20 protein-coding genes are annotated in these 26083 nt (G+C 66.3%); 12 read left to right on the top strand and 8 right to left on the bottom strand.

Going from position 1 to position 26083, the window contains the following annotated elements:
* Positions 1-2 precede the first annotated feature (2 nt).
* The 7 genes from ABL843_RS33155 (at position 3) to ABL843_RS33125 (ending at position 7147) form a co-directional block, all read left to right on the top strand.
* Positions 3-1115 carry an acyl-CoA dehydrogenase family protein gene (locus ABL843_RS33155; RefSeq protein WP_418120600.1) on the top strand — a complete coding sequence of 371 codons (1113 nt, stop codon included), beginning with the start codon at positions 3-5 and terminating at the stop codon, positions 1113-1115.
* On the top strand, positions 1112-1873 hold the full coding sequence (locus tag ABL843_RS33150) for an enoyl-CoA hydratase/isomerase family protein (protein WP_184642370.1): 762 nt from the start codon (positions 1112-1114) through the stop codon (positions 1871-1873). Before ABL843_RS33155 ends, ABL843_RS33150 begins: the two co-directional genes overlap by 4 nt.
* 1 nt (position 1874) lies before the next feature.
* Positions 1875-4007, top strand: a complete 2133-nt coding sequence (locus tag ABL843_RS33145) for an acetate--CoA ligase family protein (protein WP_418120599.1) — start codon at positions 1875-1877, stop codon at positions 4005-4007.
* Positions 4004-4762 carry an SDR family NAD(P)-dependent oxidoreductase gene (locus ABL843_RS33140; RefSeq protein WP_418120598.1) on the top strand — a complete coding sequence of 253 codons (759 nt, stop codon included), beginning with the start codon at positions 4004-4006 and terminating at the stop codon, positions 4760-4762. The genes ABL843_RS33145 and ABL843_RS33140 overlap by 4 nt, the downstream gene beginning before the upstream one ends.
* Positions 4759-5142, top strand: a complete 384-nt coding sequence (locus ABL843_RS33135) for a VOC family protein (protein ID WP_418120597.1) — start codon at positions 4759-4761, stop codon at positions 5140-5142. Before ABL843_RS33140 ends, ABL843_RS33135 begins: the two co-directional genes overlap by 4 nt.
* The gene (locus tag ABL843_RS33130; RefSeq protein WP_418120596.1) at positions 5139-5693 is read left to right on the top strand and encodes a nuclear transport factor 2 family protein; all 555 of its coding nucleotides are present in this window, start codon (positions 5139-5141) and stop codon (positions 5691-5693) included. The genes ABL843_RS33135 and ABL843_RS33130 overlap by 4 nt, the downstream gene beginning before the upstream one ends.
* A 98-nt stretch (positions 5694-5791) precedes the next feature.
* The gene (locus tag ABL843_RS33125) at positions 5792-7147 is read left to right on the top strand and encodes a M20 metallopeptidase family protein (RefSeq protein ID WP_418120595.1); all 1356 of its coding nucleotides are present in this window, start codon (positions 5792-5794) and stop codon (positions 7145-7147) included.
* 184 nt (positions 7148-7331) lie between these two features.
* Here ABL843_RS33125 and pilQ read toward each other — a convergent pair whose 3' ends face one another.
* Positions 7332-9383: a type IV pilus secretin PilQ gene (gene pilQ / locus ABL843_RS33120; RefSeq protein WP_418120866.1), complete on the bottom strand. Its 2052-nt coding sequence runs from the start codon at positions 9381-9383 to the stop codon at positions 7332-7334.
* Positions 9384-9647: 264 nt separating this feature from the next.
* Complete coding sequence (locus ABL843_RS33115; protein WP_418120594.1) at positions 9648-10277, bottom strand: hypothetical protein; 630 nt, start codon at positions 10275-10277, stop codon at positions 9648-9650.
* A 799-nt stretch (positions 10278-11076) separates the two neighbouring features.
* Here ABL843_RS33115 and ABL843_RS33110 point away from each other — a divergent pair.
* From ABL843_RS33110 to ABL843_RS33100, 3 genes are all read left to right on the top strand, one after another.
* Entirely contained in the window at positions 11077-12636 is a 1560-nt protein-coding gene (locus ABL843_RS33110; protein ID WP_418120593.1) for an ArnT family glycosyltransferase, read from the top strand.
* Between the two features lie 49 nt (positions 12637-12685).
* On the top strand, positions 12686-13708 hold the full coding sequence (locus tag ABL843_RS33105) for a glycosyltransferase family 2 protein (RefSeq protein WP_418120592.1): 1023 nt from the start codon (positions 12686-12688) through the stop codon (positions 13706-13708).
* A 283-nt stretch (positions 13709-13991) separates the two neighbouring features.
* Positions 13992-14819, top strand: a complete 828-nt coding sequence (locus ABL843_RS33100) for a ChbG/HpnK family deacetylase (protein WP_418120591.1) — start codon at positions 13992-13994, stop codon at positions 14817-14819.
* Between the two features lie 442 nt (positions 14820-15261).
* Here ABL843_RS33100 and ABL843_RS33095 read toward each other — a convergent pair whose 3' ends face one another.
* From ABL843_RS33095 to ABL843_RS33080, 4 genes are all read right to left on the bottom strand, one after another.
* Positions 15262-16686: an efflux transporter outer membrane subunit gene (locus ABL843_RS33095; protein ID WP_418120590.1), complete on the bottom strand. Its 1425-nt coding sequence runs from the start codon at positions 16684-16686 to the stop codon at positions 15262-15264.
* A gap of 35 nt (positions 16687-16721) precedes the next feature.
* Entirely contained in the window at positions 16722-18671 is a 1950-nt protein-coding gene (locus ABL843_RS33090; protein ID WP_418120589.1) for a MacB family efflux pump subunit, read from the bottom strand.
* 2 nt (positions 18672-18673) lie between these two features.
* Entirely contained in the window at positions 18674-19861 is a 1188-nt protein-coding gene (locus tag ABL843_RS33085) for an efflux RND transporter periplasmic adaptor subunit (RefSeq protein ID WP_418120588.1), read from the bottom strand.
* A gap of 344 nt (positions 19862-20205) precedes the next feature.
* Complete coding sequence (locus tag ABL843_RS33080) at positions 20206-21243, bottom strand: tyrosine-type recombinase/integrase (RefSeq protein ID WP_418120587.1); 1038 nt, start codon at positions 21241-21243, stop codon at positions 20206-20208.
* 585 nt (positions 21244-21828) lie between these two features.
* Here ABL843_RS33080 and ABL843_RS33075 point away from each other — a divergent pair.
* A complete protein-coding gene (locus ABL843_RS33075; protein WP_418120586.1) occupies positions 21829-22479 on the top strand; it encodes a YkgJ family cysteine cluster protein in 651 nt (216 codons plus the stop codon).
* Between the two features lie 123 nt (positions 22480-22602).
* Here the strand turns inward: ABL843_RS33075 and norR are convergent, their stop codons facing one another.
* The gene (norR, locus tag ABL843_RS33070) at positions 22603-24207 is read right to left on the bottom strand and encodes a nitric oxide reductase transcriptional regulator NorR (protein WP_418120585.1); all 1605 of its coding nucleotides are present in this window, start codon (positions 24205-24207) and stop codon (positions 22603-22605) included.
* Between the two features lie 132 nt (positions 24208-24339).
* On the opposite strand from norR, the gene hmpA reads away from it, so the two are divergent.
* Entirely contained in the window at positions 24340-25524 is a 1185-nt protein-coding gene (gene hmpA / locus ABL843_RS33065) for an NO-inducible flavohemoprotein (protein WP_418120584.1), read from the top strand.
* 31 nt (positions 25525-25555) lie between these two features.
* Here the strand turns inward: hmpA and ABL843_RS33060 are convergent, their stop codons facing one another.
* Positions 25556-26050 (bottom strand): hypothetical protein, encoded by a 495-nt coding sequence (locus tag ABL843_RS33060; protein WP_418120583.1) that lies wholly within the window; start codon positions 26048-26050, stop codon positions 25556-25558.
* Positions 26051-26083 lie beyond the last annotated feature (33 nt).

Raw genomic sequence — 26083 nt, 5'->3', positions numbered from 1 at the left:
GCATGTCCACCTCTTTCCCGTCCCTCTTTCCGGGCATGCTGCTCGACGCGGCGAGCCGCTATGCGCAGGACCACGCCGCCGTGCCGGAACTGCCCGGCGACCCGGTGCGCGAGCTGGGCTGGACCGCCACCCTGGTGCCCGAGGAAGCCGGCGGCGTGGGCGGCAGCCTGGCCGACCTGGCATCGATCGTCGAAGGACTCGCCACGCATGGCATGCACCTTCCGGTGGTCGAGACCTGCGCGGTCGTGCCTCTGCTGCTGCAGGCGGCCGCGCCCGAGGTCGGAAACCGTTGGCTCGGGGCCGTGGCCGAGGGCGCCGCGCAGCTCGCGCCGCTGATCGCCCTGTCCGCCATGCCTGAGGAAATGGCGCTGCGGGCGCGTCACCTCGACATCGGCTACGAGCTGAATGGCTTCGTGCAGGGTGTCGATGTCTCGCTGCCCGCGACGCATTGGCTTGTTCCAGCCGAGGTGGATGGCGAGGCGGCGATCTTCCTCGTCGACGCCGAGCGCGTCGGTGTGCCCGTGGCGCGCTACCGCACGATGGAAGGCCGACGCGGTGCCGACTTCGCACTCGCCCGGCTCACCGTGCCGCAGAGCAGCTGCATCGCGCGCGGCGGCCAGGCCCGCAATGCACTGGCTGCCGCCAGCGATGCCGCGCTGCTGCTCACTGCCGTCGACACGGTGGCAGCGCTTGCCGCACTGACCCAGCAGACGCTCGGCCACCTCAAGGAGCGGCGGCAGTTCGGTGTGGCGCTTTCCACTTTCCAGGTGCTGCGCCACCGCGTGGCCGACATGTACGTGAAGTACCTCGGCGCCAAGGGGCTGACGATCCACTGCTTCCATGCGCACGAACAGAAGGTCTGCGACCTGCGCCGGAGCCTGCGACTGGCCAAGGTGTCGCTCGCCGAGACGGCGCGCGGCTGCGCCGAAGCCGCGATCCAGATGCATGGCGGCATGGGCCTGAGCGAAGAGGTGCTCGCCACGCGCCTCGCGCAGCGCCTGATCGCCTCCGAGTTCCGCTACGGCGACCGCCTCTTGCATGCCGCCCACCTGAAGGCATCGCAGGGCGATGCCGGTCCCTTATCCCTTTCCAACCTCGCCAGGAGTGCGCAATGAGCGTCAGCCTTGAAGTTTCCGAATACGTCGCCGTCGTCCGCCTGGACAAGCCGCCGGTCAATGCGCTCGATCGCGAGACGCGTCGCGGCCTCATCGAAGCCTTCGACGAAATCTCCGAGCGCACCGACATCCGGGTTGCGATCCTCACCGGGACCGGCAAGCACTTCTGCGCCGGTGCCGACCTCAAGGACCGGCCTGACCCTGGCAAGGCCGGCGACTTCCTCGGCCACAACCGCCTGACGCGCGAGACCGGCAATGCGATCCGCGAGTGCGCCAAGCCGGTGATCGCTGCCATCAACGGTCCGGCGCTCGGCGCCGGCTTCGGGCTCATGGCCGCCTGCGACATCTTCCTGGCCAGCGAGGACGCGACCTTCGCCATGCCGGAGATCAACGTGGGCCTGGCCGGCGGCGTCTCGATGCTGCGCACCATGTTCGGCCGTTCCTTCACACGCCGCCTGTTCTTCACCGGCATGCGCGCGTCGGCAGCAGAGCTGTATCGCCGCGGCGTGCTCGACGAGGTGGTGCCGGCCGACCAGCTGATGCCGGTGGCCTTGCAGCTCGCGCAGGAGATCGCGGCGAAGGCGCCGCTGGCCATGGCCTATGCCAAGCAGGCGGCCAACATGATGGATCTGATGCCGCAGCGCGATGGCTACCGCTTCGAGCAGAACTTCACCATGGCGCTGTCGAAGACCGAGGATGCGCAGGAAGCGCGCCGCGCCTTCCTCGAGAAGCGCTCGCCGGTCTACAAGGGGCGTTGAGATGCAGGCGCTGGTGGAAGTGGGACGCGGCCTCGAGGCGCTGTTCAGTCCGCGCTCGATCGCGATACTCGGTGCCTCTGACGATGTCACCAAGATCGGCGGACGGCCGCTGCAGTTTCTGCGCAAGTACGGCTATGCGGGCCGGATCTACCCCGTCAATCGCAAGGCCGGCGTCGTGCAGACGCTGCAGGCTCATGCGAGCGTCGCCGACCTGCCGGAGGCGCCCGAGCTCGCCGTGATCGCCGTGCCGCCGGAGGGTGTGCTCGACGCCGTGGAGGACTGCGCCGGGCGCGGCGTGCGCGCGGCGGTGGTGCTCTCCGCCGGCTTCTCCGAGATGGGCGAGGAGGGCGGCAGGCTGCAGGCCCGGATCGCACAGGTGGCCAGGCGCAGCGGGATGCGCATCGTTGGGCCGAACTGCCTCGGCGCGATCGGCGTGCCGGACAGGAGCATCGCGACCTTTTCGGTGGCGCTGGAAGAGACCTTCCCCGCGGCGGGCCCGGTGGGCATCGTCTCCCAGAGCGGCAATCTCGGCAGCTACACGCTGCGCCTCGCATCCGAGCGGGGCCTTGGCATCAGCCGGATGCTGACCACCGGCAACGAGTGCGATGTCGACATCGCCGATGCGATCGCCTCGCTGGCAACCGATCCGGGCACCTCGGTCATCCTTTGCTGCATGGAGACCTGCCGCGATGGCGCCAGGCTGCACAAAGCCATGGCGATGGCCCGCAAGGCCGGCAAGCCGCTGGTGGTCCTGAAGGTGGGGGTGTCCGAAGCGGGCAGTGCCGCCGCCGCTTCTCACACGGGTGCGCTCGCCGGCTCGGACGCCGTGTTCGACGTGGTGCTGCGCAATGGCGGCGCGATCCGCGTGCCGAGCATCGAACAGCTCCTGGAGGTGGGCCATGCGCTCGCCGTACTCGGGCCGGATCGCTTGCCCCGTGGCAACAAGGTGGCGGTGCTCACGGCCTCTGGTGGTTTCGGCGTGCTGCTGGCGGATGCCGCCAGTGCGCACGGCCTGGCGCTGCCCAGGCTGGCTGCGCCGACCCGGGAGCGGATCCTGCAGGTGGTGCCCTTCGCGTCGCCTGCGAACCCCGTGGACATGACGGCGCAGGTGTCCAGCCGCCCGGAGGTGTTGGCCAAGGTGCTGGCCGCCGTGGCCGAGGACGACAGTTGCGATGCGCTGGTGCTCCAGTCGGCCAATGCCTTCCATGTACCTCGGCTGCGAGAAGTGTTCCTGACGGCCCTCGCGCAGGTGCGCAAGGAACACCCGTCGCGCCTGATCGTCCTGTGCGCACGCGCGCCGCAGGAGGTGCGCACGCAGCTCAATGCGATGGGTTTCCCGGTGGTGGAGGGCATCGATGCGGCCTGCGCGACGCTCGCGGCACTGGTGCACTTCGGTGCGCGCGCCGAACCGGCCTCCGCGGGCGCGGCCATCGAGCGGGAAACCCTGCCTGCGGAGGCCTTCGCGACGGAAGCCAGCGCCAAGGCAGCGCTCGCCCGTGCCGGGCTGCCGGTGCTTCAGGAGGCCGTCGTGGCCAGCCGCGACGAGGCACTGGCCGCCGCGCGCGACATCGGCTTTCCGCTGGTGCTCAAGATCGTCTCGCCCGACATCGCGCACAAGACCGAGGTCGGTGGCGTGGTGGTGGATGTGCGCTCCGAAGGTCAGCTGATCGAGGCTTACGAGAGCCTGCTCGCCCGCGTGGCGCACAAGGCGCCCCAGGCTCGCGTCACCGGCGTGCTGGTGGCGCAGATGGCGCAAGGCGGCGTCGAGCTGATCCTCGGGACCCGGAAGGATCCGGTGTTCGGCCCGATGGTCATGGTGGGACTGGGCGGCATCTTTGCCGAGGTCCTCAAGGACGTGGCGCTGCAGAGCGCGCCGGTCGACGAGGCGCAGGCCACGGCGATGCTGCGTTCGCTCAAGGCATTCCCGCTGCTCGACGGTGCGCGCGGTCGGCCGAAGGCCGACGTGCAGGCCGCCGCACGTGCCGTTGCAGCGCTGTCGTGCTTTGCCGCGCGGCATGCCGGCGAAGTGGCCGAGATCGACATCAATCCGCTGGTGGTGCTGGAGGCGGGACAGGGCGCCTTCGCGCTCGATGCGCTGCTCATTCCCGAACAGGCAGAGAAAGGCAAGCAATGAATGCATCCCTCGAAGGCCGCGTGGCCTTCATCAGCGGTGCCGGCCATGGCATCGGCCGGGCCACCGCGCTGGCGATGGCCCGGCTGGGCGCCACCGTCGGCGTCAACGATCTCAAGCAGGAGTTCGTCGAGGAGGCCTGCGCACAGATCCGTGCGCTCGGCGGCAAGGCCATTGCGCTGCCGCGCGACGTGTCCAGCCGCGAGGGCATGCGCGAGGCCGTCATGCAACTGGCGCGCGAGGCGGGGCGACTCGACATCATGGTCAACAATGCCGCCTGGGTGCGCTACCAGCCCTTGGCCGAGATCACGCCCGAGGTCATGGACCGGATGGTGGAAATCGGCTTCAAGTCGGTGATCTGGGGCATCCAGGCCGCGGCCGAGGCAATGGATGCCGAGCGCGGGGGGACCATCGTCAATGTGGCGTCCATCGCGGGCTTCAAGTCACCGATGCGCTCGGTGGTCTACAGCGGCATCAAGGCGGGGGTGCTGGGCATCACGCGCGCGGCGGCCGCCGACCTCGGCGGGCGCAACATCCGGGTGAACGCGGTTGCGCCGGGTGCAGTACCCACCGAGGGCACGGCCAAGCACCGCAATGCGGAGCTCGATGCCAGGCGCATCGCGCGCACGCCGCTGCAGCGCCTGGGCACGGTGGAGGAGATCGCCGATGCCATCTGCTTCCTGGCGGGCGATGCGGCGCGTTTCCTCAACGCGGAAGTGCTGCGCCTGGACGGCGGCGCCTCGGAGACCTCGCTATGAGCGCCGCACAGCCAGCGGCCCCGCGACGACTGCAGAACGTCTATGTCGCCGCGAAGCGGCCGCGGCAACTGCACGCCTTCTACGCATCGGCGCTCGGCCTGCCTTTGAAGTTCAACGACGGGGACCGCTGGTTCCAGTATGGCGTGGGCAACACCAACGTTTCGCTGGCCTGCCTCGAGGAGGCGGCACCCGCGGCCTCTGGCCTGGTGATGGTGTTCGAGGTCGACGATTTCGACGGTGCGCAGGAGCGGATCGCCGACGCGGGCGGCGAGGTGCTCGGCATGCGCGACATGGGCGACCACGGCATGGTGCTGTCGTTGCGCGACCCCGAGGGCAACATCGTGCAGTTGTTCCGGCGGTCACCGCCTGGCGCCACATGAGTGGCCAGGCATCGTTGCAGGCACTGCTGGATCGCGAAGCGATCCGGGACTGCCTGTACCGCTACTGCCGCGGCATCGACCGCTGCGACGAGGCCGCCCTGCGCTCGGCCTATTGGGAGGATGCAACCGACTGCCACGGCGCCTGGAACGGCAGCGCCGAGGGTTTCATCGCCCAGGCCCTGGGCAAGCTGCGCCAGGGCGGGCGACGCGTCCACCAGATCACGAACGTGCTGATCGAGTTGCATGGCGACACGGCCGCGGTGGAGAGCAGTTTCTTCGCGTTGCAGTCCACGGCCGCGCTGCCGCAACAGCAGACCTTTCTTTGCGGGCGCTATGTCGACCGCTTCGAGCGCCGGGAAGGGCAGTGGCGTGTGGTTGCGCGCACCGTGGTCTACGACTGGATCGAGGAGCGCGCGCGGCCCGAGCTTGCGCAGGACGACGCGGCCCTGTTCGGGCCGCGGCAGCCGAATGGACGCGCGGCGCCGGACGACCTGGTCTATCGATTGCTAGAGGACATTCGCCGCGACGAATCCGCTGCGTCGCGCTGGTGACTCTGCAAGGCGCTCGACGCGAGGCAGAGCTGCCGGGCAATAGAGTGCGACAACGCACGCTTCATTCAACTCCTTTTTCCGCAACTCTTGCGATCACCATGAACCTTCGACGCCATCTTTGCGCTTTCCTTCTCGGAGCCTCTTTCATCGGGGCGCACGCGCAGGGTGCCGCGCCCGCCACGGCGGCCTCTCTGCTCTCGCAGGCTCTGGCCCTGTCCGATGGCGCGCAGCCTCAGGTGGTCGAATGGCGCCGACACATCCACCAAAACCCCGAACTGGCCTACCAGGAGGTCGGCACCGCGAAGTACATCGCCCAGGCCCTGGCCGGCATGCCAGGTCTGGAGGTGCGCACCGGCATCGCCGGCACGGGCATCAAGGCCGTGCTTCGCGGTGGACGGCCCGGCCCCGTGGTGGCGCTGCGCGCGGACATGGATGCCTTGCCCGTGGAAGAGCGCAACGACCTGGCCTTCAAGTCCGTGGCCAAGGCCGACTGGCTCGGCAAGCCGGTCGCGGTCTCGCACGTCTGCGGACATGACGCGCACATCGCCATGCTGCTGGGGGCGGCCAAGGTGCTGTCCTCGCTGCGCGAGCAACTGGCGGGCACGGTGGTCTTCATCTTCCAGCCGGCCGAGGAGATCGGCCCGGGCCTGGGCAAGTCCAGCGGCGCCATGGCCATGGTGCGCGAGGGCGTGCTCGACAACCCCAAGGTCGACGTGGTGCTCGGCCAGCACATCAGCAACCAGGCGCCTTCCGGCGCGATCCGCTACAGGCCGGGCCCGATGCTCGCGAGCATCGACGTGTTCCGGATCCTGTTCAAGGGCACGGGCGGCCATGGCGCGGCACCGTGGGTCTCCAACACGCCCATGCTGGCTGCGGCCGAGACCGTGCTGGGCCTGCAGAACATCGTCAGCCATCGGCTCAACCCGACCATTGACGGCGGGCCGACGATCGTGACCACCGGCATGCTGCAAAGCGGGAATCGCTTCAACGTGCTTCCCGAGACGGCCGAGATTGCCGGTACGATCCGCGCGCTCTCGACGACGAACCAGAAGATCGCCCAGGAGGAGATCCGCCGCCGGGCCACGGGTATCGCGGCGAGCTACGGGGTGCAGGCGGAGGTGACGATCGACAGCGGAGACGGTTACGAGGTGCTGGTCAACGACCGCGACGCCACGCTTTCGATGGTGGGGGCCTTCGATGCTGCCGCTGGCGGTGCCGCGAAGGTGAGCCAGATGCCTGCTTCCATGGGCTCGGAAGACTTCGGTGCCTTTGGTTCGACCGGAGTGCCCGTCGTGTTCTGGATGCTGAATGCTTCGCCGCTGGGCGACAAGGACGCACCGGTGAATCACTCGCCGCTGTTTCAGATCGACGAATCCGCCATGCGCGTGGGTGTTCGCGCACTGACCGCGACGACACTGTCCCAACTGGCCAGTGCGCGATTCCAGGGGCGCTGAGCGCTTGGTGCCGGCGCCTGGCATCGGGATGGTTCGCTGCGCCTTCAATCTTCGTGGCTCTCCTCCACGACCCGCTTCAGGATCGGGAGCGTCACGCGCCAGTAGAACGCGACGCGTCAGCACAGACCACTCCACGCGGGACAGGTCCCAACAGGGAGCGTTCGCCATCAAGCCTTGACGCAGGTCATCCCATCATCTTGGGGGTGATAAACACCAGCATCTCGAGCTTGTTCAAGGTGCGTGTGCGCTTGCGAAACAGTGCGCCCAAATAGGGGACCTCGCCCAATACCGGCACGCGCGACTCGTCGTTGATCTCGGTCACCTCGAAGATGCCGCCGATGACGACGGTGCCACCGTTTTCGACCAGTACGTCGGTCTTTACGTGCTTGGTATTGATCGCCGGACCGGCAGATGTATTCACTCCGCGCGCGTCCTTGCTCACGTCCAGTGCGAGGATGATGTTGCCCTCGGGAGTGATCTGCGGTGTCACTTCCAACTTCAGCACGGCCTTGCGAAACGAGACGGAGGTGGCGCCGCTGGATGTGGCCTGCTGGTACGGGATCTGTTCGCCTTGCTCGATCAAGGCCTTGGTCTGGTCGGCGGTGACCACGCGAGGGCTGGATACGAGCTTGCCCCTGCCTTCGGCCTCAAGTGCCGAGATTTCCAGGTTCAACATGCGCGTGTAGCCTGCGCTGAACAGGGAGACCGCAAACACCCCCGGGGCACTCCCCCTACCGGCACTCCCGGCTGGCAGATTCACGAAGTTGCGGTCGGTGTAAGGCGCAAAGGCGCGACTGCTGCCTGCAGGAGTGGTGCCGATAGAGCTGTTCCCCTCGACAATTCCACCGCCCAGCCTGGCACCCAATGACTTGCCGAAGGTATCCGACGCCTCGACGATCTTCGCCTCGATCAGCACCTGCCGCACCGGCACGTCGAGCTTGCGAATGAGTTCGCTCACCTCGGTCAGGCGTGCGGGGGTGTCGGTGACAAAAAGTTGGTTGGTGCGGGCCTCGGACATCGCGCTGCCGCGCGCGCTCAACAGCCGCGTGGCCGAGCTGCCGCCACTGCCGGAAGTGCCGGAAGTGCCGCCGCCACCCCTGAGGTTCTGTACGACCGTCGCGGCCTTCGCGTAGTTGAGCTGGAACGACTGCGTCCGCAGTGTCGTCACGTTCTCCAGCAAGGCCTGGGCCTCGAGGTCGGACTTTTCCCTGGCGTTGATCTCCTCGAGGGGCGCGATCCAGAGAACGCTGCCGTTCTTGCGCATGCCCAGGTTCTTGGCCTGCAGGATGACATCCAGCGCCTGGTCCCACGGCACGTCCTTGAGCCGCAGGGTGAGGGTGCCGGAGACGGTATCCGAGGTCACCACGTTGAAGCCGGTGAAGTCCGCGATCACCTGCAGCAGCGCCCGCATGTCGACGTTCTGGAAGTTGAGTGTGAGTTTCTCGCCCGCATAGCCCGCGCCGGACGTGAGCTTGCCCGGATCGGCCTTGCGCGGACGCACCTCGATGACGAATTGCTCGTCCGTCTGGTAGGCGCTCTGCTCCCAGTCGCCGTGTGCGCCGATGGAGAGGCGGACCCGGTCTGCCAGTTGCTGCGGTTGCACTGTGTCGACGGTGGTCCCGAAGTCCGACACGTCCAGGCGGCGTCGCAATCCCTCGGGCAGCGACGCCCGCATGAAATCGGCCACCAGCGTCGCGCCCTGGCGGCGCACATCCACCCCCATCTGGCGGCTGCCCATGGTCACGATGATGCGGCCGGCGCCGTCCTCGCCACGCCGAAAGTCGAGCTCCTGCAGCGGTGTGATGCTGCGGACACGGTTCTCTGCAAAATCGCCATATGGCGGCGTGCGCGGCGGCTGGCCCGTGCTTGATTGCAGCGAGACCAGCAGCGATCGCCCCTGGATCTCGGCCTGGTAGGTGGCCGCATGTCGCAGGCTCAGCACCACGCGGGTGCGCTCTTCCACCTGGACCACATTGGCAGCGCGAAGATGCCCCAGATTGAAGGCGATGGCCGATCGCCCCACGGCGCTGGTGATCCCAGGGAAGTCGAGCGCGATGCGCGCGGGGGATTGCACCACGAAACCTGCGGGCAGCGCGGCGAGGGGGTGGGTGAAGTCGATGCGCACCAAGTCCACGTCGGCACGGGTCGAGCCGGTGATGGATTCGATGGCGTTGGGCGGTGTCGATGGCACCCGCGGCCCTTCCACCTGGGCCTGCGCGCTGGTCTGTGTCGCCATCGACAGCAACACCGTGGACACGGCGCCAACCCATCGGCGCAGATAAGGGCGCAGATAGGGACGCAGGTGCAGGGCGCTGGGCAGGCGCGCGCGTGGCTTCATGATTTTCCCTCTCTCCGTTGATGATCTGCGGCGCCGGAGCCATCTCAATCCGTTGAGGCCGTGCAGATCCGCGCGATGGTCTTGCTTGTTCGTGGAGAAACTCTTCACTGAATGTCCAGTTACTGTGAAGATGACGCGCTGCACCGCAGCGAATCACTGGCGTCACGGACGGTAGTGATAGGAGAACAGCAGGCCTGCGGTCCCGAGGGCCGATACCTGGAGGCTGTTTCGGGAGTCGAGCCTGTAGCCGATGGCAGGCACCACCAGGGGTGACCATCCGTTGCGGTTGAACGGCACCTTGTCCTTGTGCTCTCCGACATAGCCGTACATGACGCCGGCTGTCAGCTTGAGGTAGAGCCTCGGTTGACCGAACAGCCCACTCCACTGGTAGCCGCCATAGGCATAGGCGGAAGGTTGGCCGAACGAGTTGCTGAACACGCCCGCGCCCACCAGCCAGTTTTCGGTCTGATACCGCTCCACACCGATGAGGTATACGTTGCGGTGTTCATTGCTGCGGCGGAAATGATGGGCATAGGGCGAGAACATCCACTCCCATTTCATCTCGTTCGAGGCCAGCGGCCGTGCGGCGATGTCCTGTGCAGCAACCGCCGATGCACCGGCCAGCCAGCAGCATGCGGCAGCGAGCACAGCCAGCACGTAGCGGCGAGCAGCGTGCCCCGAGAGGTCTTCTGCGCCTTGCAGGCAATCGCACCGATGCGTGGGGCACCCGAGGTGTGATCCACCGGAGCGAGGCTCGCGCGTGCGGGCGTCGCGCTCAACGAGACGCGTCATCACGCAGTCCGCGCCGCAGGCGACTGCCGATCGATGCATACCAGCATCAGGCGTTGCGCCGTGGCGAAGTCTTCGCATGCCCAGATCAGGGCTGTTCGACAGGCGATGGCTGCGCCCCGCAGGCGCATCAGCTGCGCGCTCCATCCGGTGGACGGGCCAGGCGAAATCTCCCCTGGTGGGTGAAGGTGTGCCTCACGAGGGAGGAGAACGGATTCGGTTTTCTTCATCAATTGACGACGTGCAGGGCTGGAAAAAAGGAGGCGGGAGTGCATGCCTCGGAATGGGCGAGCGAACCGGCCAGTTGGATTTGCGTGGACTCGAACGGGCCGCGCGCTCGAGGGTGAACGCATGCAGCACCCTCGGGGCGGTCATCGCTGAGGCGAGAGAGAGAGAGAGAAGCTGCTGCATCGAGAACCTATCAAGCCAGCGGCCTGACGACGATTCTTGTGAAAACCCGTGGAGAACGGGCTTGCGCTTGATCCAGATCTGATGGAGATGCTGAAGGCCCGCTCTTCCTCAACGGGGCGCCACCCAGGACGGCCGCGCCATCGCTGATGGCTGCGATATGCAGGGAGCCGAGCAACCACGCACATATCGATCTGCGCCGAAGGCAGGGATTCGTACGTCGCTTGATTGAATGTTGATGGAAATTGCAGCACTTCTGAACGATGGCGAACGAGCATGGCGCCTTCGTCCACCCATGAAGCTCCTTCCAGCTTGCGCGCCCCGAATGCATTCCCCGCCTGCAGACACCGCTTCAACTCCATCCCTGTCAGAAGCTGCGGATCCCTCGGTCCCGGTGTCTCGCATCGGCGCGGCGCGTCCCGACGGCGCCCACCTGGCAGCCGTCCTGCGCCATGCGATGGCGGCGTGCTCGCCTCGCCCCGACGGCGTCTGGCTCACCTTGTTGCTGGTCCTGTTTGCCGCCGTCTGGCTGCCGCATCTGGCTCATTCGAGCCTCGTGCCACCCACGGACAACATCGAGCAGCTCACCTGGGTACGCAGTCTCGAATGGGGCTACTACAAACACCCGCCGCTGCCCACCTGGGTGCTTTGGCTGCCGGTGCAGGCCCTGGGGCTATCGGGCGCCACCACCTATGTTCTGGGCGCGATGTTCGCGCTGGCAGCCATGGGCGTGCTCTGGCGGTTCCTTGCGGCTCTGCGGGGACCCGTGCACGCGACCATCGCTGTCCTCGCGGCACTTTGCATCACTTACTACAACGGGCGCCTCTATTACTACAACCACGAAGTGGTGCTGATGCCCTTTGCGGTCGCCAGCGCCGCGTTCACCTGGAAGGCGTTTTGTACACGGCAATCGCGCTGGTGGCTTGCCCTGGGTGTGTGCCTGGGTCTGGGCGCCCTTGCCAAGTACCACATCGCGGTGATGGCCTTGGCAATCATCGTGTTCTGGGGCTGGCAGCGTGGTTGGCGAGACACGAGCCATCGGCGTGGCTTGCTGCTGGCGATGGTGACCGCCCTGGCATTGGTGTCTCCGCATCTGTACTGGCTTTGGTACAACGACCTGGGGCCCATCCGCTATGCCATGGAGTCGTCGCTGGGGCTCGACCTGCAGGGCGCGAGTCGATGGAGCGGCAGCGCACGCTGGTTGGTGGATCAGCTTCTGAACCGCGCGCTTCCCGCATGGCTCTTTCTGCTGCTGGCGCTGTGGGCGTTCGAGCGCGCAGCGCGGCCGGATCCCGCGCACCAACCCACGGCTGTGGTGGTCGATGCAGGCATGAGCCGATGCCTGCTGCTGTGCTTCGGCGCCACGCCGCTGGTCTTCACCTGTGCGCTGGGGCTCTTCGTCGGCGCGGACCTCCAACTGCATTGGGGCGCGCCGTTCCTTCTGCTGGTCGTCCCGGCGGCCATGGAACTGGGCCGCTGGAGGCGGTTGTGGTCCGCCATCTCGCTGAGGTCCGCCCTCAAGGCCTTTGGCCTGGTTCAGTTGCTGCTGCTGCTTTGGGGGCAAATGATCTCCGCCAATGGAGAGGTGCGATGGCAGCGGCATCATTGGCGCAACTTCGACGCGCAGGGGCTGGCTGACGCGGTAGCGCCAGCGGCTCGCATCGAACTCGGAGGTCCGATCCGCGTGGTGGCGGGGCCGCCGGCCGAAGCCGGTGCGCTGGCATTGCGACTTCCCGAGCAACCCTTGGTCCTGATCCACGGTCGCTTCGACATCAGTCCATGGGTGGACAAGAAATTGGCCGAGGAATGCGGCGTTCTGGAACTCAGCAGGGCTGCAGCTCCGGACGTCGGCTATCGCGCGGTGGGGGACAACTTTCCGGGCTTGCACTGGCGCGTGATCGCGCCGGCTTCCATCTCGGCACGGTGCACTGGACAGCCCAATGTCACCCATTGATTCACGCGCGGTGCGCCCGAGAAAGCGCGACACGGGAGCCTCCGACACCATGTCCCCGACCCTCATGCCGCGCGCGTGCGCCGGCAACCTTGCGCAGGACTCGCTTGCCGAGCGGACTTCCAGAGCCCGCGTGGCCTTTCTCAGTTGCGTCATTCCCTGCCGCAACGAAGCGAGGAATCTTGCGTTGCTCTTGCCGCAACTCGTGGTCGTGCTCTCGAGCCTCGCTCGCGAGTGGGAGATCGTCGTCGTCGACGACGGAAGCACGGATGCCACCGCTGAGGTGGCGCTGCGCTGGCGGGACCATGGCGTTCGGTCGCTGGAACTCTCCCGCAACTTCGGCAAGGAAGCTGCACTGAGCGCCGGGCTGGACGTGGCGCGGGGAGATCTCGTTGTCCTGATGGACGGTGACGGCCAGCATCCGCCCGAGTTGATTCCCGACATGGTCGCGCGCTGGGCTCAGGGGGCCGACATGGTCTGCATGGTGCGCACCGACCGGAAGACCGAAAGCTGGATGAAGCGCTTTGGCACCCGCCTGTTCTATGGCCTCATCGACCGGGACCGGCGCTATCGGGTTCCGGCGGGCGCGGGCGACTTTCGTCTGCTGGACCGCCAGGTGGTTGAAGCCTTGCGTGCGCTTCCCGAGCGCAGTCGGTTCATGAAGGGTCTGTTCGCCTGGGTCGGCTTCCGCGTGGAACAGATCGTCTATGTTCCGCCGCCCCGACCTCATGGGCGCAGCCACTACAGCTTGCGCGCACTGTGCAGCCTGTCCTTGACCGGCATCACCATGTTCACCAGCTGGCCGTTGCGTGCCGCGAGCGTGGTGGGAGGCGCGCTTGCACTTGTCTCGTTCGGCTACGGCGTTGGATTGGCCGTGTCGTACATGCTCTGGGGCAACGAAGTATCGGGCTGGACCACGATCGTTGTTGCCATGCTGCTGCTGGCCGGCGTGCAACTGATCTCGCTCGGCGTGATCGGCGAGTACCTGGCGCGGGTGTTCGATGAAGTGAAGGGACGGCCTCTCTATCTCGTCAAGCGATCCCGTGAAGCCGCCTCGACGGAGCGCCAGCCATGAGGATGCCCGTGCTGAAGCCGAGCCGGCTCTGCATCCCTGGACCCGGGGCGACCTCGGTGCGCCAGTACGTCACCCGCGCCCAGCAGAGGCCAGGCGCTCGACCTGCCTCACTGCCGCCGCAGGGTCGGCAACAGGTCTTGATCAGAAAGGTTGCCGGATGAGCCACCAAGCTGCACGCAACGGTCCGTCGGCATCCAGTGGCCTGTCCGGGCCTGCCGCTGCAAGGCCGCCCTCCGTCGACGATGGGTTGTCCCGCCCCGAGCAACGAAGCATTGCTGTTTGCGTGGACGACTTCGGCCTGAACCAAGGTGTCAACGCGGCGGCATTGCAGTTGGCCGAGATGCGGCGCGTGAGCGCTTTGAGCGCCATGACGCAGGCGCCGGACTGGGAGGAGGGCGCCGCGCGTGCGCGCTACCTCGACGTCCACCACGTCGACATCGGCCTGCATTTCAATTTGACCCTGCCGTTCAATGGCGCGCCAGCGCTGGGGTCGGTGCGAACGCTCATCGCGGCCGCCCATCTGCGGCTGCTGCCTCTGCGGCGCATACGCGAAGCCTTGCTGGATCAGCTCGATGCCTTCGAGGAGGAAATGTTCCGCGCACCGGCCCACCTCGACAGTCACGAGCACGTGCACCACTTGCCGGAAATACGCGACATCGTGCTCGATGTACTGATGCGACGCTACGGAAGTTCCCTGCCGTGGGTGCGTGTGAGTGCCGCGCCGACCTCGTCTCTGATGGATTCGATGCGGCGTCCCGACGGCCGCAAGGCGTGGCTTATCGATCGCCTGGTGGGGGCGGAGGATTTCCGCCGCCGTGCGCGCTCGCTCGGCTTCCTCGCGAATCGCCGCCTGCTTGGCGTCTACGACTTCAAGGCCACCGAGAGTGGATACGGTTCGCTGTTGCGGCATTGGCTCAGGCACGCCCGAAACGGTGACCTTCTGATGTGTCATCCGGGCACGCCAAGAATGGGTGACCTCATTCGCCACGGACGCGGCGTCGAATTCATGGTGTGGGCTGATCCTGGCTTGCCCGACTTGCTGCGGACTGTGGGTGTCCGCGTCGCGCCGATGTCAGGCCTTGGCGCAACGCTGGCCGAGCGAATGCCCTGAGTGCCGATGATTGAAGGCATCTCCAGGATGGCGACAGCTACCCGCTCGAAGCGCATTGCTGCCTCATTGCCGCGCCGCGCTTCACGAGCCGCCTTGCCCTTGATCGACGGTGCCGCTTGCCGCCATGGGCCATTTCGCGCCGCCGCGTAGAACCCGCCGTGAGAACGGCATAGCGCGTCGGCTCGGTCCGTCGGGGGTCTTCGCGCGAGGCAAGACCGCGATCGGGCGTTGGAAGGCGAAATGCTCTGGCTGGCTGCGCCGAAAAGCCGAGACGCTCCTGCTGCTCGCCACGCTCGGGGCCGTCGCCCTGTGGCTTGTCTTCTGGTTCGGGCCATGAACACGTGCATGCGAAGACTTCGGGTAGGGTGGAGCAGTCGCACGGAATTGGGCTCAGGCTCCGAGGGGCACATGGGAAGGGCCGAGGTTGCAAGCGAGAGGTTCTTCAGGGCGATCGCGTCACGCGATTCAGGCCCCCGTCACTCGGCATTTCCCCGATTTGGTCCATGGGAGGAACGGCGCCGCCCAGCACCTGATTCAGCGTCATATGGTTCTGCAGCAAGGCCAGGCGAATCGACGCATGAGCCACTTCTGCCACGCGCCTGCGCTCCTGCGCATCGAGCCAGGCGCGCAGGGCAACCTGCCCCTTGCGATATCGAACTTCGTAGAGCATCTCGCTCTCGGTTGCTTCGTCCCGGGCGCGCCGGCGTGCGAGCGCCTGCAGTGACAGTTGCGTGCGCGCTGAAAGCGCCCGCTCGACTTCTGCGAGCGCCGCGTAGAGCGATTTCCTGAAACTCAGGATCGCTTCCTCATGGCGTGTCCGGGCGACGGCATTGCTCAGTTGCATCCCGCGCAGGTTGAGGAAGGGCAGCGCCATCTCGGAACCCAAGGTGGCGACCGGATTGCGCAGCACCTCCAGCAGCGACGCGCTGGAAGTTCCCAGGCTGCCCGTGAGCGAGAACGTCGGATAAAAGCGCGCGGCTGTGGCATCGCGGCTGGCCAGCGAGGCGCGCAGGCGGAGCTCGGCTGCGCGCAGGTCGGGGCGCCGTCCGAGCAACTCTGCGGGGAGGCCTGCACCGACAGGCGCGGGCATTGCGTCTGGCAAATGCAGGGGTTCCGGACCGGGCGGCAGCGACCCGTCGAACAAGACCATCAGCGCCTGACGCAGTTCGTTGCTTGTCTGTACGAGCTGGCTCAGCAGGGCTTGCTGCTCAGCCACCGATTGCTCGACTTCGCGCAGTTCGAGGCGGGAGACCGAGCCTGCCCGGTACTGCGCGTCGATCAGCTCGCGTGTGCGATGGCTGTACGCCAGGCTCTGCATTGCGGACGCGATGCGCTCGTTGGCAAATCCGATTTGCCAGTACAGGTTCGCGACTGCCGAGACGAGGGACAGGGCGATCGCCTCGCGATCCTGCGCGCTGGCCCGTGCCTCGAAGCTGGCCGCATCCCGCTGCGCACCGAGGCGATCGAACAGATCGATCTCCCAGCGCACGCCGATCTGGGCATTGACGGTCTCGTTGGTGCGTCGGTTCTCTCCCGACAAAGCGCGGCTTGCGCTGCTCGAAAGGGCCCCATCCCACACCGGCCGCAGGGCATTGCCGGCCAGTTGCGCTTCCAGCGAGGCGCGGCGCGCCCGGAAGCCTGCGATTGCCAGGTCGGGATTGCGCAGGAGCGCCAGATCGATCCATCCGTTGAGTTGCGGGTCGTCGAATGAGCGCCACCACGCCTCATTGCGCGGGACACCGGCGGCGATATCCGAGTGTTCGAAGTGCGCCGGCAGGGGCACGGCCGGTTGCTGGTAGGGCGTGCGGGCGAGGGCCGCGCAACCTGCAAGGACCAGCAAGACGCTCACCGCCGCCGCGGCAGTCATGGTCCTCTTGGCGTGACACGGGATGGGAAAACGCATCAGTCCCTCGCCAGCGCTTGGACCGGATCCAGCCGGGCCGCATTGCGCGCCGGCAGGAAACCAAAGGTGATCCCGATCAGGGAGGAGCAGGCGACAGCCAGCACGATGGATGCGACGGAGAAGGACATCTGGAGGCCGAGCCCCATCAGGTCGGCCGCCAGGCCCAGGCCCAACGCAATCAGCACGCCCAGGACGCCGCCGATGAGGCATACCAGCATCGCCTCGATCAGGAACTGCTGAAGGATGTCGGATTGACGGGCACCGATCGCCATGCGCACGCCGATTTCCTGAGTGCGCTCGGTCACGGACACCAGCATGATGTTCATCACGCCGATGCCACCCACGAGCAACGCGATCATGGCGATGCCTGAGATCAACACCGTGAGCGTGGTGCTGGTGCGGGTGACGGCCTGTCGGATCTGGTCGGAGCTGAAGATGAAGAAGTCCTTTCGGCCGTGTCGCTCGCTCAGCATCGCGGTCACTGCCTGCTGCACGGCCTGGCTGGAGACGGCGTCGCGCACGCGCAGGCTGATGCTGTCGAGATGGGATTGTCCGGACAGGCGCGTTGCCACCGCCGCATAGGGTACGTAGAAGGTCGGGGTGGAAGTGTTGGCGCTGCTTTGCACAGGCTGGAGCACTCCGATGATTTCGACCGGCATGTTGCCCAGCAGCACGATCTCGCCGATGGCCCGGGTCGCGGACTTGAACAGGGTCGTGGCCGCTTTCGGATCGATCACGGCGACCTGGCCGTGACGTTCGACGTCGAGGGCATCGAAGAAGCGGCCCGATGCAAGCTTCAGCCCACGCACGCGGAAATGCCCGGCACCCACGCCAGTGACCTGGCCGGCGACCGCGAGCTCGCGATAAAGCGCGGTGACGTTGATCGAGAGGTTCGGCGTGGCACTGTCCACGTAGGGCTGATCGGCAAGTGCCTCTGCATCGGCGGCGACCAGCGTCTCGATGGCCGCGGCATGGGTGTCGCCAAAATCCTTGCCGGGGAAGACATCGAGTGTGTTGGTCCCCAGCTCGCGGACCTGCGCCATCACCTGCGCCTGCGCGCCCCGGCCGAGCGCGACCACCGAGACGACCGCTGCGATGCCGATGATGATGCTGAGCATGGTGAGGAAGGTGCGCAGCCGGTGCGCGTTCATCGCCCGAAGGACCATACGGAACGCCTGAGCGAAACGATCCGCGCCCGCTCGCATCAAGGCCGCGGCGGGCGAGGGCGAAGCCAGCCCCGGGGGCTTCACTGCGGTGCGGGCTGCCGTTTGCCGGTCGGCGACGATGACACCATCGCTGATCTCGATCACCCGTGCGGCATGAGACGCGACCGACATGTCGTGGGTGACAAGGATGATCGTGTGGCCGTCGGCGTGCAATTCCTGCAGGATGCGCATGACCTCTTCGCCACTGGCGCTGTCGAGTGCGCCCGTCGGTTCATCGGCCAGGATGACCGCGCCCCCGTTCATCAGCGCGCGTGCAATGGAAACGCGCTGCTGCTGGCCGCCCGAGAGCTGGCCTGGGCGGTGGTTCATGCGCTCCTGCAGCCCGAGGCGCGTGAGCAGCGACCGCGCGCGTGCCTGCCGCGCCGAGGCGGCCAGCCCGGTGTAGATCGCCGGCAGCTCGACGTTCGCTGCGGCGCAGAGATCCGTGAGCAGCTGATAGCGCTGGAAGATGAAGCCGAAGTGCTCGCGCCGAAGGGCGGCCAGCTCGTCGGGGCCCAGCTCCCCTGTTTCCGTGCCGGCGACCCTGTAGCTGCCTGCCGTGGGTCGATCGAGGCAGCCGAGGATGTTCATCAGGGTCGATTTGCCCGACCCGGACGCGCCGACGATGGCCACCATCTCTCCCGCGTCGATCTTCAGGTCGATGTCCTTCAGGATCACCACGGTGCCGTCCCCGGAAGGAAATTCCCGGCGCAGCGCGCGCAACTCCAACAGCGGCTGGTCCATGCTCAGAACCCCAGCAGCCCTGGGCCACCCGGCGCCGTGGTGGGCACCGTCTCGCCGATCAGCACGGCGTCGCCGGATTGGAGGCCGGACAGGACCTGTGCAGTCGCGTTGGTCCGCACGCCAATGCGCACCTGGCGCACCGAGACCCGTCCCCGCGGGTCGACCACGCGCACCGTATAGGCGTCATGCGCATCGCGCTCGCCCAGCGCGGCGGTGGGAACCAGCAGCGTCTGCCTGAGATGGGAGATCAGCACGGAGACCTGCGCGGTCATGGAGGGGCGCAGCTGGCCCTTCGGATTAGGGACGTCGAAGACGGCGTTGTAGTAGATCGCGCGCGAGGAGGTCGGCGTGCCCGATGAGCCCCCTGCGCCGCCCACCTCGTTCACGATGGACGTGGGCGCGATCTCGATCCGCTCGATCTGCGCGACGTACTTGTCCCGCTTGTCACCCAGGGTGGTGAAGGTTACCTGCTGGCCACGCTCGACCTTCTGTACGTCGGCTTCTGCGATTTCGGCGCGCACCGTCATGACGTCCAGCTTGGCGAGCATGACGATCGTGGGCGTTGTCTGAAAGGAATTGAGCGTCTGGCCCTGCTTGGTGACGATGGCCACGACGACGCCGTCCATTGGGGCCAGGATGCGGGTGTATCCAAGGTTGATGCGTGCGGTCTCGATCTGGGTGTGCGCCTGTTCGATCTGGGCCTCCAGCGAGCGGGCCTCGGCGCGTGCGGTTTCCAATGCTGCCTTGGCGGCCTCCTGGTCGGACCTGGCCGTGGCTTCTGCCGCGAGCAAGGCCTCCTGGCGCTCGAAGGCGAGTTCAGCCTGCGCCAGGGCCGCGCGCCTTGCGGCCAGCTGCGCCTGCAGCGAGGTCGCTGCGGCCTGCGCGTTGCGCATCGAGATCCGCTGCGGCTGGTCGTCAACCTCTGCGATGAGATCGCCGGTCTTCACCGGCTGTCCCAGCGCCACATGCAGTCGCTTGACCTGCCCGGAGACCTGAGCGCCGACGGCGACCAGTTCCTTGGGATGCAACCGGCCTACGGCCAGTACCGTCTGCTCCAAATCACCGATGGTCACGCTCGCCGTGGCCAGCTCGGGGCCCGAGTTCGGCTGCGCAACGCCTATCCAGATTCCCGTGACCGCCGCTGCGAGGAGCAGGCCGAGCAGCGCATATCGTCGAAACACCAACCTCATTCATCCCCTTCTGAAACCGATCGAATCCTTGCTCCGCGCATATCACCGACGAGAGGTGAATGTTGCGCGGACCTGTTCAGAATCCTTGGGGTCTTCATGGAGAACGTGTCGAGACGGCATCGCACGCGGCGACGAGGCAGGTCCGGCATGCGCGAAGCCGTGCCTCCATTTCCGCACTGCCGTCCGGTGTCGGCACTGCCTTGAACCATGCAGCGGCGTCGAAGTGAAGTGCGCAGAAGTAGCGCACCCAGGCGGGGGCCGTGGCGCAGGCTTGGTTCAGAGGAGTTGGCAACTTCGCTGCGCGAGGCACCGAGGGTGAGCCCCTCGGTACAGTTGCTTGCCAATCACACGACGTCGATCACGCCCGGCAGCACGCGTTCGTAGCGCTTCATCTTCGCGGGCTCGATGCCGAGCCATCCCGCAATCTGCTCTGGCGACGTCCCTCGTCGCAACTGCCTAAGAGCGAACGTGTGTCGCAAGCGGAAGGACCCTCCTTCGCGTGAGTCGGCCCCGGCTTCCTCGAGCACTCGCTTCGCGCATTCGTACTGTGAGGGCTTTTGCCATTGTTTACCGGTGCGCGTGGAAGGGAACAGAAAGGGCCCTGCGATGCCAGTTTCGGCGCGCACGCTCAGCCAGTGCTGCAGCAACTCCGCGGCCCATGGCGCCACGGGCGTTTCGCGTGGTGGCGAATTGCCATTTCCGGGTACCTGGAGCTTCCACGGCCGTTCCCGCACGCGACCGCCTTGTGAGACGGGCGAGTCCAGCGTCAGGGCACGAACATCGCCGGGCGTGAGGCCGGCGCCGAGCTGCAAGGCCACCGAGGCGCGATTGCGCACTTCCTGCCAGGTCAGCGGCATTTGGGCATTGCGGGATTTTCCGGGCCGTGGCCGTGCGGTCGAGAGAAACGCAATGAGCTGCCGGGCTTCGCTCACTGAGAGGTAGTCAGGCAGGGGATCGGCATGTGCAGCGTCGGCATAGCGAACCTCAGGATTGGCCGCAATCCAGTCCGCCGCCGCCGAGTTGGTCATGGTGTCCGTTCGGGATGCATGGTGGCGCAGCACCCGGTCGATCAGCCGCATCAGCCGCAACGCGTAGCGCGGCGTCAAGGACAAATCGGAGGTCTTGCGTCCGAACCGGGCCGCTTGGAAGGCCTGCAGGTCAGCCAGTTCAAGGGTCGACAAGGTCACCGCAGGCGATTGCCCGAGACACCAGGTCGCGAACGCCTCCCACATGTCTTCGTAGACCGATACCGAGCCCTCGCGACGCAGCAATCCCGAGCCGCGCTGGTCGCCAAGCCAAGCTTCGAAGGCTTCGCGAAAAGCGCTCACATGGCCTGAAGCGGGCGACTCATCGAAAAGGGGCAATGTCGAATCGGATGCCATTGGCAAAGAAAACATACTAACGGCACGGATTATGACTTGGAGGCGGATGTTTTGTATGTTCCTCTGGCAGGAAACTGTTTGCCGTTAGTCTATTTATTGGGCTACGGAAACCTTGTCCGCGGCAAGATCGTCGTAAATCAGGTTTCCTCCTCGCGGTCCTCCCGCAAGAGCTGGACGCCGAGCGCCTCTAGGGCAGCATGTCTTCTGCACGGTTGGACGCCTTATACGCGCCAGCGGCCTGCAGATGCGAGGACGAGCCGTCGACCCAGGCCCTTCGGCCGCTTCGTCTTACGTCTGCGGCCGCTCATGCGTCGCGCGCGATGCGTCGAGAAACCGCCCGCCGCATGGACAGCGCAGAGGCATGCCGTCTTGGCTTCAGCGCGGTCGACAAAGCACCCAGACTTGAATGCTGGAGGACCGATTGGAAGATCGGCCCGTTGCCTCGGTCACGGCAGGAATCCAGCGACTGCGCCTGCGACAGTGCTCAGCGACGGGACTTCTGAGGCTTTCAGCGCTGAACGGGGGCAAGCAACTCCGACGCAGGTGGTAGGCTAGTCGATCAACAACTTGCGTCGGATCGAATTCATGAGTTTGGCGGCGGGCGCTGCAGCAGTGGACTTGGCCCAGCGGCAGCGTGACCGCCTGCCATTGGCCATGCAGCGTGCACAGGAGAAGCTTGCCGGTCTTGCGCCCTCCGGGGAGGCCACGCCTTTGCTGAAGGCCTCCCAAAAAGCAAGGACGGTGGCACAGCGGGTGATCTGGCTGCAGCGAGCTGCATCGGCCTGGGCTCGACCGATGGAGGCACTCTCAGCTTGCCGAGCAGGGTGCAGTCATTGTTGCCAGATCCCGGTGACGATCTCTCTGATCGAGGCCCGTCTGCTGGGTCGCGCCAGCGGCAGGGCGCCGAGCGTGCCAAGACGCAGCCTGCGCGTCGCAGATCACGCGCAGGCCGAAAACCTGTCCGAGATGGAACGGCAGTTGCAAACGGGTCCGCTGACGCCTTGCCCGTTTCTTCGTGCAGACCGTTGCACCGTCTACGAGGCTCGCCCGGTGGCATGCCGCACCTTGCTCAACCTGGATGACGACGATCTGCTGTGCCGGCATTCGGGCGGAGGGAGCTCCCAGGTTCCCTATGCCGACGCCACAAAGCTCAAGGCCTTTGCACTGATGGCGCAGGCTGACACGCAATACGCGGATATCCGGGACTTCTTTCCAAGCATGCGGGATGGACTCTAGCCCTCTCCACGGTGCGTGCTTGGGAGGAAGAAACAGACAGGCAAAGCTCGGGATGCGCAGCTGGAATCGGCACCCGGCCCCTTTTGCAACGCCCGGCTTGCTGAACGCAGGCGCGCGGGGCCTTCACAGGTTCGCGCCGGACTGATTGCGGGCGTCCGCATCATCGGCTTGCAGCAGGCCGAGTTTGCGCAGTGTCCGGTGGAAGTTGCTGCGGTCCATCCCAGCTTCGCGCGCGGCGTTGGCCAGGTGACCCTGATGCCGCGTCAACACCTCATCGAGCCAGGCTCGCTGGAACGCCAGCGTGGCTTCACGCAATGTGCTGCGCACCGCAACCGGAGGGACCTGGCCCTCTGCCGGTAAGGACACGGCCTTCCCCCTCAGGTCAGCCGGAGCGCCAACTGCGGAACTCTCCAACGCCAGGTGGCGTGGTTCGATGGCCGTCCAGCGTGCCCCGCGGGGCTGCTCCCTGACGGCCCGCAGTGATGCGCGACTGATCACATGCTCAAGCTCGCGCACGTTGCCTGGCCAGACGTGCGCCAACAAAGCAGACTTCGACGCCGGCGAGAGCCGTAGATTGCGCGCGCCCAAGCGATGCTGGTTTTCCTCGAGGAAGCCGCCGGCGAGCGCGAGCACATCGCGTCCCCGTTCGCGCAGCGGCGCGACGACCAGCGGATAGACCGAAAGCCGGTGGTAGAGATCCGCGCGAAACCGCCCCTGCGCGATCGCCGCGGGCAAGTCACGGTTGGTGGCCGCAATCACGCGGACGTCGACCTTCAATGTGCGATCGCTCCCAGGGCGCTGCACTTCGCCGCTTTGCAGCACGCGCAGCAGCTTGGCCTGCACGCTCAGCGGCAATTCTCCGACCTCGTCCAGAAAGAGCGTGCCACCGTCCGCGATCTCGAACTTGCCATCGCGGTCGTGCATGGCGCCCGTGAACGCGCCGCGCTTGTGGCCGAAGAGCTCGCTGTCCGCCAGCGCCTCGGGCAGTGCCGCACAGTTGACCTGCACGAGCGGCTGCTCGCTGCGACGCGAGCGCGCGTGCAGGCGTTGCGCCACCAGGTCCTTGCCCACGCCCGTCTCGCCCAGCAGCAGCACCGTCAGGTCAGACACGGCGACCGTCTCGATCTCGCTGTAAAGCTGCTTCATGGCCGCGCTGCTGCCCAGCAATTCGCGCGGTGCGCCGCGCCCGGCGCGCAGCGCGTGAGCCACGGCCTGCTCGCGCGCGGCGCGAGCTTCCATCTCGCGGATCGTCTGGACGGCCTCCACGCCCGCTTCGACGAGTGCCACGAGTGCCTCGACCTGGGCCGGGCTCACGGCGTCGAATGTGTGCGGCTCGAGGGCATCGAGTGTCAGCAAGCCCCACGGGATGCCGCGCAGGCGCAGCGGCGCGCCCATGCAGTCGTGCACAGGCAGGATGCCTGGCTGCCCCGCAATCAGGCCATCGTAGGGGTCCGGCAAACCGCAGTCATGGGCGAACCGCAGGCCTCGCGAACTGTCGAGCAGACGCGCAAAACGCGGGTGGGCAGCCACCGGGAACTGGCGTCCGAGTGTCTCCTCGCTCAAGCCGTCCACGGCCATCGGCCGAAGAACATCGCCTTCGAGTTGCAAGAGGGCGGCCGCATCGCATTGAACGAGTCCGCGCGCCGCGGCCAGAAGCGATCGGTATCTGCTCACTTCAGCCGCCGAATGCGGAAGGTCATGGGTCAAACTGACATCATTTGTGGTCATAAATACAACTGTTTGAAGTTGTCAATTTGACCATTGCAAAAAAATCACCAATGGCGACAGGGACTTGGCTCATGGTTGTCGCTGGCACAGATCGTGAGATGTCGACACCGCCAACATCAATTCGGAAAAGCCATGAACCCGCAAACCATCGCCATCGTCAAGTCCACCGTGCCCGCGCTTCAGGTGCACGGCGAGGCCATTACCCGCCACTTCTACCGCCTCATGCTCGAGGGGCATCCTCAGCTGAAGGCATTCTTCAACGAAGCCCACCAAGCGGCCGGCAGCCAGGCTCGGGCGCTGGCAGGTGCGGTCGTCGCTTATGGAGCACACATCGACCGTCTGGAAGCCATTGGCGATGCGCTGCCGCGCATCATCCAGAAGCATGCGGCACTCGGCGTGCTGCCCGAGCACTACCCCATCGTCGGCAGCTACCTGCTGCGTGCCATCAAGGATGTGTTGGGCGCCGCCGCCACCGATGAAGTCATTGCCGCCTGGGGCGAGGCCTACGGCGCACTGGCCGACCTGCTGATTGCCGCTGAGGAAAAGGTCTACAGCACCAACGCAGCACAACCCGGAGGCTGGCGCGGGACGCGCGAGTTTCGCGTCGCGCGTCGCGAGGATGAAAGCGATGTCATCACGTCGTTCTACCTGGAGCCCACCGACGGCGGCGCGCTGCTCGCCTTCTCGCCTGGCCAGTACATCACGCTCGTGCTGGACATCCACGGCCAGCCGGTGCGACGCAACTATTCGCTGTCCGACGCGCCAGGCAAGCCGTGGTACCGCATCAGCGTCAAGAAGGAGGAGGGGGGCCGGGCTTCAAACTGGCTGCACAGCACTGCGACCGTCGGCGCGCGACTGCAGGTCCAGGCACCGTGCGGCGACTTCGTGCTGCAGCCCGCAGGAGAACAAACCCGTCCGCTGGTGCTGGTCACCGGGGGCGTGGGCATCACGCCGGCGATGAGCATGCTGGAATCCATGGCGCACACGGGTCGCCCGGTGCATTTCGTGCATGCGGCCCGTCACGGCGGCGCCCACGCCTTCCGCGCACGCGTGGATGCTCTGGCTGCGACGCATGCGAACGTAAAGCCGCTGTACGTCTACGACACGCCGCGCGCCGCCGACCGGCCACATGCAATCGGCTTCGTGAACCGAGAACTTCTGGCCCGGCTACTGCCATCCGACCGCGACGTGGACCTGTATTTTCTCGGACCCCAACCCTTCATGAAGGCCGTTTATGCCGACGGGCTGGCGCTTGGCATACCGAAGCAGCAGTTGCGCTATGAGTTCTTCGGCCCGCTGGAAACGCTCGAGTCCTAGAACACATGCGAGGCTCACGCATCGCCACCCGTCAGGTGGCCCGCGACGGCCGCAGGACGATCCGCAGCGCTCTCGACAGGGCGCTGCCGCCGGAAAGGAAGAACGTTTCAGGAGATCTGGCTGTCAGCGGGGAGGGCGGCCGTCGGAACAAGGTCACTGGATCTCGAGCGACTGGGACCAGAGCTTGCGGAGAAAAGGATTCCAGGGCTCTGTTGAAAACGCTGGTCGAATGCGGACCGACGGTGGACTCGATCATCGCGGACCTGCCGCAGTCCGCGCTCGAGACCCAGACCGTGTCGGGCTCGACAAGCACCACCTTGGCATCGCAATCGCTGTGCTGGGCGACGCGCACATCAGGGAAGCTGCGCTTGATCACACTCGCCTCCCTGCGCGCGCTGGCAGTCGCGATGATGGAGATCTTGGGCGGTCGCTTGCCCAGGATCCGCGACACGTGGTCCGGGCTGAGCAGCCTGCCGGTCACGATGTAAATGGAACCGGTGACGCGCGCGATCTGGGACAGTCGCACTCCCCAACTGCAAGTGCCCATTGAGATCCTCGC

The organism is Variovorax sp. 350MFTsu5.1 (assembly GCF_048302515.1).
Classification (GTDB): domain Bacteria; phylum Pseudomonadota; class Gammaproteobacteria; order Burkholderiales; family Burkholderiaceae_C; genus Variovorax; species Variovorax guangxiensis.
This window is presented reverse-complemented; position numbering and strand designations above follow the sequence as displayed.

Bases quoted from the DNA above. Each gene is read 5' to 3' on its own strand.
- ABL843_RS33080 (WP_418120587.1), bottom strand. From the start codon at position 21,243: ATGGCATCCGATTCGACATTGCCCCTTTTCGATGAGTCGCCCGCTTCA.
- hmpA (WP_418120584.1), top strand. From the start codon at position 24,340: ATGAACCCGCAAACCATCGCCATCGTCAAGTCCACCGTGCCCGCGCTT.
- ABL843_RS33085 (WP_418120588.1), bottom strand. From the start codon at position 19,861: ATGAGGTTGGTGTTTCGACGATATGCGCTGCTCGGCCTGCTCCTCGCA.
- ABL843_RS33150 (WP_184642370.1), top strand. From the start codon at position 1,112: ATGAGCGTCAGCCTTGAAGTTTCCGAATACGTCGCCGTCGTCCGCCTG.
- ABL843_RS33105 (WP_418120592.1), top strand. From the start codon at position 12,686: ATGTCCCCGACCCTCATGCCGCGCGCGTGCGCCGGCAACCTTGCGCAG.
- pilQ (WP_418120866.1), bottom strand. From the start codon at position 9,383: ATGGCGACACAGACCAGCGCGCAGGCCCAGGTGGAAGGGCCGCGGGTG.
- ABL843_RS33075 (WP_418120586.1), top strand. From the start codon at position 21,829: ATGAGTTTGGCGGCGGGCGCTGCAGCAGTGGACTTGGCCCAGCGGCAG.
- ABL843_RS33155 (WP_418120600.1), top strand. From the start codon at position 3: ATGTCCACCTCTTTCCCGTCCCTCTTTCCGGGCATGCTGCTCGACGCG.
- ABL843_RS33115 (WP_418120594.1), bottom strand. From the start codon at position 10,277: ATGACGCGTCTCGTTGAGCGCGACGCCCGCACGCGCGAGCCTCGCTCC.
- ABL843_RS33125 (WP_418120595.1), top strand. From the start codon at position 5,792: ATGAACCTTCGACGCCATCTTTGCGCTTTCCTTCTCGGAGCCTCTTTC.
- ABL843_RS33135 (WP_418120597.1), top strand. From the start codon at position 4,759: ATGAGCGCCGCACAGCCAGCGGCCCCGCGACGACTGCAGAACGTCTAT.
- ABL843_RS33090 (WP_418120589.1), bottom strand. From the start codon at position 18,671: ATGGACCAGCCGCTGTTGGAGTTGCGCGCGCTGCGCCGGGAATTTCCT.
- ABL843_RS33095 (WP_418120590.1), bottom strand. From the start codon at position 16,686: ATGACTGCCGCGGCGGCGGTGAGCGTCTTGCTGGTCCTTGCAGGTTGC.
- ABL843_RS33140 (WP_418120598.1), top strand. From the start codon at position 4,004: ATGAATGCATCCCTCGAAGGCCGCGTGGCCTTCATCAGCGGTGCCGGC.
- ABL843_RS33130 (WP_418120596.1), top strand. From the start codon at position 5,139: ATGAGTGGCCAGGCATCGTTGCAGGCACTGCTGGATCGCGAAGCGATC.
- ABL843_RS33145 (WP_418120599.1), top strand. From the start codon at position 1,875: ATGCAGGCGCTGGTGGAAGTGGGACGCGGCCTCGAGGCGCTGTTCAGT.
- norR (WP_418120585.1), bottom strand. From the start codon at position 24,207: ATGACCACAAATGATGTCAGTTTGACCCATGACCTTCCGCATTCGGCG.